This window comes from Brachybacterium sp. ACRRE (assembly GCF_022346485.1).
Taxonomy (GTDB): Bacteria; Actinomycetota; Actinomycetes; order Actinomycetales; family Dermabacteraceae; genus Brachybacterium; species Brachybacterium halotolerans.
In genome coordinates this window covers 1-10,133 of the sequence record NZ_JAKRMO010000093.1, presented here as the reverse complement: position 1 = coordinate 10,133, position 10,133 = coordinate 1, and the positions used below count along the sequence as shown (strand labels likewise).

General features: G+C 66.6%; 10 protein-coding genes, 2 pseudogenes and 1 other annotated feature. Of the genes and pseudogenes, 5 read left to right on the top strand and 7 right to left on the bottom strand.

Annotated elements, in window-relative coordinates:
• The 4 genes and pseudogenes from MHY49_RS17910 to MHY49_RS17895 all read left to right on the top strand — a co-directional run.
• A partial coding sequence (locus MHY49_RS17910) for an MBL fold metallo-hydrolase (RefSeq protein WP_239206419.1) occupies nt 1–1,311 on the top strand: 1,311 nt, incomplete at its 5' end.
• Nucleotides 1,308–1,904, top strand: coding sequence for a rhodanese-like domain-containing protein (locus MHY49_RS17905; protein WP_239206417.1), 597 nt, complete (start codon nt 1,308–1,310; stop codon nt 1,902–1,904). The genes MHY49_RS17910 and MHY49_RS17905, both read left to right, overlap by 4 nt.
• Before the next feature lie 31 nt (nt 1,905–1,935).
• Nucleotides 1,936–2,100 carry a hypothetical protein gene (locus MHY49_RS17900; protein WP_239206415.1) on the top strand — a complete coding sequence of 55 codons (165 nt, stop codon included), beginning with the start codon at nt 1,936–1,938 and terminating at the stop codon, nt 2,098–2,100.
• Nucleotides 2,101–2,233: 133 nt separating this feature from the next.
• A pseudogene (locus tag MHY49_RS17895) lies at nt 2,234–3,424 on the top strand (IS3 family transposase).
• Between the two features lie 235 nt (nt 3,425–3,659).
• Here MHY49_RS17895 and MHY49_RS17890 read toward each other — a convergent pair.
• From MHY49_RS17890 to MHY49_RS17860, 7 genes and pseudogenes are all read right to left on the bottom strand, one after another.
• Nucleotides 3,660–5,003, bottom strand: coding sequence for an FAD-dependent oxidoreductase (locus MHY49_RS17890; RefSeq protein ID WP_239206413.1), 1,344 nt, complete (start codon nt 5,001–5,003; stop codon nt 3,660–3,662).
• A gap of 23 nt (nt 5,004–5,026) precedes the next feature.
• Nucleotides 5,027–5,455: a low molecular weight phosphatase family protein gene (locus MHY49_RS17885; protein ID WP_239206411.1), complete on the bottom strand. Its 429-nt coding sequence runs from the start codon at nt 5,453–5,455 to the stop codon at nt 5,027–5,029.
• 23 nt (nt 5,456–5,478) lie between these two features.
• Nucleotides 5,479–5,898, bottom strand: a pseudogene (locus tag MHY49_RS17880) (arsenic resistance protein); the annotation flags it as partial.
• 23 nt (nt 5,899–5,921) lie between these two features.
• A protein-coding gene (locus MHY49_RS17875) for an IS3 family transposase (protein ID WP_239206409.1) occupies nt 5,922–7,168 on the bottom strand; the annotation gives its coding sequence in 2 pieces (ribosomal slippage) (nt 5,922–6,883 and nt 6,883–7,168; 1,248 coding nt in all).
• Nucleotides 6,762–6,890: a sequence feature (AL1L pseudoknot), on the bottom strand. Its footprint overlaps the gene before it by 129 nt.
• A 21-nt stretch (nt 7,169–7,189) precedes the next feature.
• Complete coding sequence (locus MHY49_RS17870) at nt 7,190–7,525, bottom strand: helix-turn-helix transcriptional regulator (protein ID WP_239206407.1); 336 nt, start codon at nt 7,523–7,525, stop codon at nt 7,190–7,192.
• The gene (locus MHY49_RS17865; protein WP_239206405.1) at nt 7,503–8,624 is read right to left on the bottom strand and encodes a tyrosine-type recombinase/integrase; all 1,122 of its coding nucleotides are present in this window, start codon (nt 8,622–8,624) and stop codon (nt 7,503–7,505) included. The genes MHY49_RS17870 and MHY49_RS17865 overlap by 23 nt, the downstream gene beginning before the upstream one ends.
• Nucleotides 8,625–9,089: 465 nt before the next feature.
• Nucleotides 9,090–9,308, bottom strand: coding sequence for a hypothetical protein (locus MHY49_RS17860; protein ID WP_239206403.1), 219 nt, complete (start codon nt 9,306–9,308; stop codon nt 9,090–9,092).
• Nucleotides 9,309–9,488: 180 nt separating this feature from the next.
• On the opposite strand from MHY49_RS17860, the gene MHY49_RS17855 reads away from it, so the two are divergent.
• The gene (locus tag MHY49_RS17855; RefSeq protein WP_239206401.1) at nt 9,489–10,094 is read left to right on the top strand and encodes a hypothetical protein; all 606 of its coding nucleotides are present in this window, start codon (nt 9,489–9,491) and stop codon (nt 10,092–10,094) included.
• Nucleotides 10,095–10,133: the final 39 nt, after the last annotated feature.

Sequence of the window (10,133 nt, the reverse complement as noted above, 5' to 3'; positions counted from 1 at the left end):
CACGGGATGACCATCACCGCGGTGACCGAGACCCACATCCATGCCGACTTCCTCTCCGGCACCCGTGAGCTGGCCGCCGCCACCGGCGCCACCGCGTACGTCTCCGGCGAGGGTGGGGAGGACTGGGCCTACGGCTTCGACGCCGAGCTGCTGCACGATCGCGACACGATCCAGCTGGGCAACATCACCGTCACCGCCCGCCACACCCCGGGCCACACCCCCGAGCACCTGTCCTACTTGGTGACCGATGGGGCCTTCACCGAGGAGCCCGGCTACTACCTCACCGGCGACTTCGTGTTCTCCGGGGACCTGGGCCGCCCGGACCTGCTGGACGAGGCCGCCGGTATGGAGGACACCCGGTTCGAGGGTGCCAAGCAGCTGTTCGCCTCGCTGAAGAGCGCCTTCCTCACCCTGCCGGACCATGTGCAGGTCTTCCCCGGGCACGGCGCCGGATCGGCCTGCGGCAAGGCGCTCGGCGCTCTGCCGTCGACGACCGTCGGCTATGAGCGGAAGTTCGCCTGGTGGGCGCCCTACCTCGAGCACGACGACGAGCAGGGCTTCATCGACGAGCTGCTCGAGGGGCAGCCCGACGCGCACGCCTACTTCGCACGGATGAAGCGCCAGAACAAGCAGGGTCCCGCCATCCTCGGCGATCGCCCCACACCGGGAGAGGTCGGCGTCGACGAGCTCACCCGCGGGCTCGAGGACGGCACCTACGCCCTCATCGACACCCGTCCCGTGGACCAGGTCCACACCGGAACCGTGCCTGGCGCGCTGAGCCTCCCCTCGCTCGGCAAGGCCGCCACCCACATTGCCTGGGCCTTCGACCCCGAGACCGATGACGCCGAGCTCGTCGTCCTCGCCGAGGACGCCGAGACCGCCACCGAGTACGGCGATCACTTCGTGCGGGTCGGGGTGGACTCCCTGACCGGCTACGTCACCTCCCTCGACGGCCTGCCCACCACGGTCCCCGCGGTGGTCTCCCCGGCCGACCTGGAGGAGCTGCGCGCCGAAGACTCCACGGCTCTGCTGCTGGATGTGCGCAACCGCAGCGAGCACGCGGACGGGACCGTCCCCGGTGCCGAGCAGCTCTCCGCCGGGAAGGTGCTCTTCCACCAGGACGACCTGCCCGACCGTGAGGCGGGCCGGCTGATCACGTTCTGCCAGTCCGGACTGCGCAACTCCGTGGCCGCCTCCACCCTGCGCCGCGCCGGCTACGACGTTGTCGAACTCGACGGCAGCTACGCCGGCTGGTCCCGCTGGACCGCGCAGCAGCACGACCTCGCCACCACTGGGAAGGATGCCCGATGACCACCGCCCTGCAGAACGCGCCCCGTACCGTCGCGCCGGCCGAGCTCACCCGACGCCTCTCCGAGGATCCGGAGCTGATGATCGTCGACGTCCGCACCCCGGGCGAGTTCGAGACCACCCACATCCGCGGCTCCTACAACGTGCCCCTGGACCTGCTCACCGAGCACACGGCCGACCTCGCCGAGCGCATGCACGACCACGTCGTGCTGGTCTGCCAGTCCGGCGCCCGGGCGAGCAAGGCCTGCTCGGCCCTGCACGAGGCCGGCTTCGACACCGTCGACGTCCTCGAGGGCGGCATCGCCACCTACCAGGCAGCCGGCGGAACCGTGGTGCGCCGCGGAACCCGCTGGGCGATGGACCGCCAGGTCCGCATGACGGCCGGCTCCCTCGTCCTGCTCGGCACCCTGGCCGGTCAGCTCATCCACCCCCGCCTGGGACTGCTCGCCGGCGCCATCGGCGCGGGCCTAACCTACTCCGCCCTCAGCGACTCCTGCGCCATGGCCTCGGTCCTCTCGAAGATGCCCTGGAACCGCGTCTCACCGGACCCCTCCCTCTCAGCCCTCTTCGAGAAGGCACCCACGCAGGCCGCTTGAACCACCCCGCCATCACCGCTAGGAGAACCCCATGTGCAGAGCCACCACCTGCCGCACCTGCGGCAAGACCACCTGGGCCGGCTGCGGACAGCACGTCGACCAGGTCATGAAGAACGTCGCACCCCGAGACCGCTGCCCCGGACACACCGGCAAGGCCCCCCGCCCCGGGTTCTTCGCCCGCCTCCTCAGACGCTGACTTGAGTACGATCTACAGTCACCGTTCGCGGCTGGATTACCGGCCAGCCCCGAAGCCGACGCGAGGGGCTGCCGCACGGATAGGTGACATCTGATCTGGCTTGCCCACTGGGCGGCCTGGAAGGATGTGCACCATGCCCGCTCCCTACCCGCAGGAGTTCCGCGACGATGTCGTGCGAGTGGCCCGGTCCCGTGAGGACGGCGTCACCATCGCGCAGATCGCGAAGGACTTCGGCGTCCACGAGATGACGCTCCACAAATGGATCCGCCAAGCCGACATCGACGACGGCAACCGCCCCGGAAAGAGTCGGGAGGAATCTACAGAGCTGCGCGATGCCCGCAAGAAGATCCGGTTGCTCGAGCAGGAGAACGAGGTCCTGCGCCGTGCCGCCGCCTACCTGTCCCAGGCGAACTTGCCGGGAAAAGGTTCTACCCGCTCGTGAGCGAGCTCGCCGCTGACGGCATCCCCGTCGCGGTGTCCCTGCGGGTCTTGAAGCTCTCCCGCCAGCCCTACTACCGCTGGCGGAAGCAGCAGGTCACCAACGCCGAGATGGTCGAGGCCTACCGAGCCAACGCCCTGTTGGACGCCCATCTCGATGACCCCGAGTTCGGCTATCGGTTCCTGGTCGGCGAAGCCGCCGAGTCGGGTGAGGAGATGTGTGAACGGACGGCGTGGAGGATCTGCCGGGACAACCGCTGGTGGTCCGTGTTCGGGAAGAAGCGCGGCAAGAACGGGAAGCGGCCCGGCCCGCCGGTCCATGATGACCTCGTCAAGCGAGACTTCACCGCCGATGACGTCAACGAACTCTGGCTGACCGACATTCCCCCGCAAGCGGGAGGTGCCCCCCACCGAGCACTGGACCGATGAGGGCAAGCTCTACCTCTGCGCGATCAAGGACGTGTTCTCCGGTCGGATCGTGGGCTACTCAATCAGTGACCGGATGAAGGCCCGACTGGCGGTGACTGCCCTGGACAACGCGATATCCAGGCGTCGCAACGCCGCCGGCTGCATCGTGCATTCGGACCGAGGATCCCAGTTCAGGTCCCGGAAGTTCGTGCACGCCCTGCACCGTCATCACCTCATCGGATCGATGGGCCAGGTCGGTGCTGCTGGCGACAACGCCGCGATGGAATCGTTGTTCTCGCTACTTCAGAAGAACGTCCTGGACCGCAAGCGCTGGCGGACCCGAGAAGAGCTCCGCATCGCAATCATCACCTGGATCGAGAGGACTTACCACCGACGACGCCGACAGGCCCGCCTGGACCGATTGACCCCCATCGAATACGAGACCATCATGAACCCGGCCGTGAGCCTCGCGGCCTGACACCCCAACTGTCACCTGATCGTGCGGCAGCCCCCGACTCTCATGGAGTGCATGTCGGCCGCGATAGAGAATCTTCGTGGGCCGATGGTGCGTCGAGCAGCAGCCCACCTGGAGCATGAAACCTGAGACTGCCCGGATTGCCGGGGGAGAGATTTATTCGTCGATGCACTATTCCTCAGATGTGGGGCGCGGAGGCCGGAGTGACTCACGGCGGGCAACGTGCCCTTTCGTGAGGTCAGCGACCGACAGACAACTCGATCATCTGCGGGCTGGAGGAGCAGCAGACGTCGTCGGCTGGCGCGGGGGCGTCGCAGCTGCCGCCGAGGTCGGTGGTGCACACCCCGGTCTCGGGCAGTTCGAGGTGGACCGCGTCTGCTGCTTCGCGGTCGCCGGCAAGGGCTGCCGCGATGGAGCGGACCTGCTCGTAGCCGGTGGCCATGAGGAAGGTGGGGGCGCGGCCGTAGCTCTTCATGCCGACGATGTAGAAGTTCTTCTCCGGGTGGGAGAGGACGCGTTCCCCGTGGGGCTCGACGGATCCGCAGGAGTGGAACTCAGGGTCGATGAGCGGTCCCAGCTGTGCGGGGGCTTCGACCGCCGGGTCCAGGTCCAGACGGAGCTCGGAGAGCATCCCGAGCTCGGGGCGGAACCCGGTGGCCGGCACCAGTACATCGACGCTCACCTCTCGCTCCCCGTCCGGGGTCACCGCATGAACGGTCAACGAGTCCTCGAGGCTGAAGCGAGTGATGGTGAACGAGGTGAGGACCTCGATGCGCCCGGAGTCGACCAACTTGCGCAGCCGGGAGCCGAGTGCCCCGCGCGCTGCGAGCTCGTCCTGCTCACCGCCGCCGTAGACGCTAGAGAGGTCAGCGGTGCGGACGGCCCAGATGATCGTGGTGGCAGCGTCCAGTTCTGCGAGGTCCAGCAGGGTGTTGGCGGCCGAGTGGCCGGCACCCGTCACCATGACTCGCTTGCCGGCGACGCGCTCGCGATCACGGCCCTGCACGTCGGGCAGCGGTGGCGTGATGCGACCCGCGGCGAGGGCCTGTCGTTCACCGGGAGCGAGGAGCCCAGCCTGACCCAGCGGGTTGGGAGTGGACCAGGTGCCGGACGCATCGATGACAGCAGAGGCGAGGACGTCTTCGCTGTGCCCGTCGGTGGTCTCGATCCGAACGAGGAAGGGGGTCTCCTCGCGGCGTGCGGTGCGGGTCTTGTCGATGCCGGCGCGGGAGACAGCGGTGACACGTGCGTCGTAGCGGATCGACTCGGCGAGCTGAGGAAGCTGCGCGAGGGGCTCGAGGTACTGCTCGCCCAGTTCGTGACCGGTCGGCAGAGCCTCGGCGTTGGGGGCGGTCCAGCCGCTGGCTTCGAGGAGGCGCTGTGCGGCGGGGTCGAGGTTGTACTGCCACGGGGAGAACAGCCGGGTGTGCCCCCAGCTGGTGATCGCCGCTCCGGCTGCGGGCCCGGCCTCGAGGACGATGAAAGGAAGGTCGCGCTCGTAGAGGTGGGCGGCTGCGGCCAGACCGATGGGTCCAGCACCGATGATGACCGCGGGGTGCGAGGTCGTGGAGGTGGTGAGCATGGGATCTCCTAGGTGCTTGGGGGTCAGTTCGGGGACTGGGTGAGGTCGGCCAGGAGCGCGCGGACGTGGGCGTCGATGTCGTCGCGCACCAGGCGCATGCGCTCCATCCCTTCGATGCCCCGCTGGGAGGGCTCATCGGTGTGCCAGGTGGTGACCGGCGCGGTCATTCCCTCAACGGGTTCGATGACGGCTTCGCCGCCGATGACGATCACGTGGTCGACGCTGCGCAGCAGCTCGGAGGTGACCGGCTGTGGGACGGCGGAGGACATGTCCGCGCCGACCTCGGCGATCGCCTCCGCGGACTGGGCATTGATGGCGGTGCCGGGGCGGGTGCCGGCGGAGTGCACCTCGACGGTATCTCCGGCGTGATGGCGCATGAGGGCGGCCGCCATCTGGGACTTGCCGCCGTTCTTCACGCACACGAACAGGACTGCGGGGCGTTTCGCGGTCATGGCGACTCGATCTCTCTGCTGGTTCATCGGGTGGGAACGGTCGCGTCGCCGGGGAAGAGCCGGCGGCCCATCGCGAGGGCGACATAGACGAGGGCGACGAGGACCGGGACCTCGATCAGGGGGCCGACGACACCGGCGAGGGCCTGGCCGGAGGTGACGCCGAAGGTGCCGATGGCGACGGCGATCGCGAGCTCGAAGTTGTTGCCCGAGGCGGTGAACGCGACGGTCGTGGACTTGGCGTAATTCAGGCCGATCGCCCGTCCGAGCAGGAAGGACCCCAGGAACATGACCACGAAGTAGACCAGCAGCGGCAGGGCGATGCGGGCCACGTCTCCCGGGGCGGAGAGGATCGCGTCGCCCTGGAGAGCGAACAGCAGCACGATGGTGAACAGCAGCCCGTACAGCGCCCAGGGGCCGATCTTCGGCAGGAAGCTGTGCTCGTAGGTTTTGAATCGCCCCGGGTTTGTTAGAGGCTCGCAAGTGCCGCATCGGCGGTCGCCGGAGCGGTCTGGTGGTGATGGTAGTTCTCCTCGAGTTCGACGGGCGGGATCATGCCGATCTCGCCGTGGAGTCGTCGGTGGTTGAACCAGTCGATGTATTCCGCGGTCGCGATCTCGAGCTCGTCGATGCCCGTCCAGGGCCCGCGGTTGCGGACCAGCTCAGCCTTGAACAGCGAGTTGAAGGCCTCGGCCAGGGCGTTGTCATAGGAGTCGCCAGTCGAACCGACAGATGCGACCGCGCCGGCCTCCGCGAGGCGCTGGGTGTAGCGGACGGCGACGTACTGGACGCCTTTGTCGCTGTGATGCGTGAGCCCGGAGATGTCGTGGCCTGCGTGCTCGCGGGTCCAGATCCCCATCTCCAGTGCGTCCAGGGCGAGGTCGGTCCGCAGCGACTTCGACAGCTGCCAGCCGACCACGCGGCGGGAGAACACATCGATGACGAACGCGGCATAGACCCAGCCGGCGAAGGTGCGGCAGTAGGTGATGTCCGCGACCCACAGCTGGTTCGGGGCCGTGGCGGTGAAGTCGCGATCGACCAGGTCAGGACGAGTGTCTGGGCCGTCGCCGGGGAGCGTGGTCCGCGGGCCCTTCTCGCGGCTGATCCCGCGCAGCCCTTCCGCCCGCATCAGTCGTTCCACGGTGCAGCGCGCGACCGAGATGCCTTCCCGGCGCAACTGGGCGTGGAGCTTCTTCGCGCCGTAGACCCCGAAGTTCTCCGCATGCGCGCGCCGGATGTGCACGAGCAGCTCCCGGTCACGGATCGCTCGCTTCGAGGGCGGGCGGGTCTTGAAGGCGTAGTAGGTGCTCGGCGCGATCTGGGTGCCCGCTGCGGTGAGCGTGCGGCAGATCGGCTCGACGCCGAACTCATGGTTGTGCTGGTCGATGAACGTCACGATCAACGCGGTGGGCGGTCGAGCTCCGCTGCGAAAAAAGCCGAGGCCGACTTCAGGATCGCGTTCGCGCGGCGCAGCTCGCGCACTTCCTTCTCCAGCTCAGCGAGCCGTTCAGCGTCGCTGGTCGTCGTCCCGGGACGGTGCCCCTCGTCGATCTCGGCCTGCACGACCCAGTTCCTCAGCGTCTCGGGATTGATCCCCAACTGCTCGCCCACGCGGCGGAACGTTCCCGACCTCGTCGCTGGATCCCGTCGCGCGTCCACGGCCATCCTCGTGGCCCTCTCCCGAAGCTCGTCCGGGTACTTCCTCGGTGCTGCCATGCTCCTCATCCTCCCGTGGGATCAGAGCCTCCACCAGACCCGGGGCGATTCAGTCACAACCAGCCCGGTGTGCTGCGCTGCTCCTGCTGCTCGGCGTGGTCGCTGGACCTGGACCTGGGGGATCTCGATGAGGTCGTTTGGAGTGCAGTCAAGGATTCGGCAGAGTGCGGCGAGCACTTCGACGTTCAATCGCTCGGGAGTCTTGGTTACGAGGCGGTAGATCTGTTCGCGGGAGAGCTGTACGCCTTGGTCTCGTAGGGGGTCGATCAGATCGGTGGTGTTGAACATCCCCGAGGTAGCCATGATCTGGCGCAGCTTCCAGGTGATCGGGGCGTCAGGTGTGGGAGCCGTCGGCATGGTTTCCTCCGTAGATGCGTGAGAGTGCTTGGCTGATCATGCGGTTTTTGAAGTCGTCGCCGACAGAGGTGTATATCGCGGTGGTGGACGCGTAGGCGTGTCCGACCTGATCCTGCACGAACTTTTCGGCGTACCCCCACTCGATGAGGTTCGTGACGTAGGTGTGGCGTAGAGCGTGCACGCTGAGCTCCCCGGGTAGCCCGGCTTCGTCGCGGATCTGGGCGAAGCGAAGGTCGATGTAGCGCAACGAGACCCGAGTTCCTCGTTCGGTCAGCCACAGGGGGCCCGTTGATTCGGTAGTGAAGCGGGGACGAGCCTGGTCGATCCATTGGGCCAGACCTTCCGTGATCCAGTCGAGTTCGGGAAGTGTGAGCACCGAGCGGCGCCTTGGGCCCGATCCGTGAGCTCCCTTCCCCCAGCGCACCTCCACGGCTCCGAAGCGTCCGAACCGCGGGGCCGCACCGTTGGGCCTCAGGTCCGCTACATCTAGCCTTACCGCCTCGGCGCGACGCAGCCCGTATGCGTAGATAGTCTTGAAAATCTGGGAATCGCGCAGCGCCGCCAGGGCCCCCTTTCGACCGCGTCGGAGGATGACTTCGACTCGCTGGTCGGCCGCGGAGAAGAACGTCTCGAGCTCGTCGTAGGTCAGAGCGCGCCGCTGTGCGCGTCCTTCATAGCCGAGCAAATGTGCGAGCGTGTTCCACTCATGGCAGACCTGCTGCGGCGTCGTTCCGAACCGCTCCTCGCAATCCACCGACCACTGGTAGCGAGGGTCGGTGAGGTAGTCGCAGAACAGACGGATGATCGAGTGGTAGCCCCGGATCGTGGACCGAGCCGCCGGATGCGTCCGCGACATTACGCGCGTGGTGTAGTCCTCAAGATCTCCAGGAGACCACTCCCACGGGTATCGGCCAGCGAACTCCTCGAAAGACCGGACGACTCGCTCCCTACTCCCGATGGTCCGCTCGGAGAGCCCTCGGCTGCTCTGCTGATCCGCCCAACCGGAGAGCATCGCGTCGAACACGAAGCGATGCTCGTCCAGCGCACGCACGTTGCGGAGCTCGCGAAGCGGAGATACACCAGGGCGGTTCTGATCCACGACGCCAGTATTGCATCCGTTGCAACAATGATGCATCAAGCCTGGCCAGACGGGGGCAGATTCTGCCTTCGTCGACGTGCGCGGGACTGGGACTCTGCCAGCGGCGATGCAGCATCTGGATCTGCCCGGCGATGACGTGACTGATCGAGAGCCCCGGCAGACCATTGAAAGGAACCCAGCCGAACCCTCAAAGGCAGAAACAAGGTTCAGCCTGCCCTGTTGCGTCCGCTAAATAATGCCCAGTTCGAAGTCGAGCACGAACCGTCCACACATGATGGATCCCCTCGTCGTCGGTGGGTCGATCGTAGCCATGCGAAGGGTGGGGCGAGCACTCGGCACCGCGACAACAGGGTAGTGCGGCCCCTCCGTAGAATGACTGCGTCGACCGCGTCAGGTGATGTCCAGATGAGATTCAAGAGATACACCCGCATGCTGAACGTCCGTGTGTGTCTGAATGAGCGCTGCTCACGGCCACTGCCCGAGGGCAAGACTTCCTGCGCCCGCCATGCTTTCGCCTCCGGGATAGACCACGACGACCCGTTGGTACCCCACAGTGACGATGTCGTCGCCTGGTGGGCGCGCACTGCCCCGCGACGCAGCAAGCTCGAGCGTCTGCAGTCCTCTTCTCCCGACAAGTTCGTAGGTGTCGTCGCGCGCAGTGAGCTCATGCATGTTCGGATCCATCTTGCTGTGAACCTTGTCGATCGCAGTGTTTCTCGATGGCGAGCAGAGACAGGTAGTCCCGGGTGGCGTCTTCCTCCCGACGGGTGGATCCTCGAGCGTATCCGGAAGGAGCACCCCGATCTCGGTCTGGACGCCCAGGATCGTGCGCCTTCGGCTCGAGGGTTCGAGGAAACCGTTCGCATGGGCGATTTTCTCGACCGCTTTGCCCGTCTGGAGCACGCTGAACAAAACCCGCCGTCGCAGCCGTTCCTCCCCATCACCGAGCGTCGCTACACGGATACGGCATCTGTGGCCGCACTCGCCCATCAGGATGCGACGAATGCGCAGCTGCTCAGCGAACACATTGGGGCATTGCTCGCCGCCAAGCACGACAACCAGCGCGGCGCGATCAAGGCGGTGTTCGCTCACCCCGGGACAGACACAACGCTGCCACGAGGAATCGTGGTCTTCCACCAGATCACCAACCCCATAGGGATGACCACCATCTACTCCGCAGAGAAGGACACGTGGTCCTTCACTCACCACATGGCCTTGGAGACGGGAGATGTCGTCCACTACGACCACGCCCGATCCGCAACTCTCGAAGCGCATTGGCTGGGCAACCTGGGAAAGACCACCAGAACCGCAGTTGGCCTGAACAACGGCGCCCCTGAAACGGTTCTGCGACTCGAACTCGCGCCGTCTCGCGGCCTGTTTTTCGGCGAAGTGAAGCGCCCTGGGTTCCGTTCCGAGTCTCACGAAGGAGAATCGGAGTATGCCCAAGAAGTTCAGCCCAGAGCTCCGTGACCGTGCCGTGCGCATGGTCCACGACCGTCAGGCCCGCGA

Excerpts from the sequence above, each read along its gene's own strand:
- MHY49_RS17905 (WP_239206417.1), top strand. The coding sequence starts at position 1,308 with ATGACCACCGCCCTGCAGAACGCGCCCCGTACCGTCGCGCCGGCCGAG.
- MHY49_RS17900 (WP_239206415.1), top strand. The coding sequence starts at position 1,936 with ATGTGCAGAGCCACCACCTGCCGCACCTGCGGCAAGACCACCTGGGCC.
- MHY49_RS17890 (WP_239206413.1), bottom strand. The coding sequence starts at position 5,003 with ATGCTCACCACCTCCACGACCTCGCACCCCGCGGTCATCATCGGTGCT.
- MHY49_RS17885 (WP_239206411.1), bottom strand. The coding sequence starts at position 5,455 with ATGACCGCGAAACGCCCCGCAGTCCTGTTCGTGTGCGTGAAGAACGGC.
- MHY49_RS17870 (WP_239206407.1), bottom strand. The coding sequence starts at position 7,525 with ATGCCGACGGCTCCCACACCTGACGCCCCGATCACCTGGAAGCTGCGC.
- MHY49_RS17860 (WP_239206403.1), bottom strand. The coding sequence starts at position 9,308 with ATGGATCCGAACATGCATGAGCTCACTGCGCGCGACGACACCTACGAA.
- MHY49_RS17855 (WP_239206401.1), top strand. The coding sequence starts at position 9,489 with ATGGGCGATTTTCTCGACCGCTTTGCCCGTCTGGAGCACGCTGAACAA.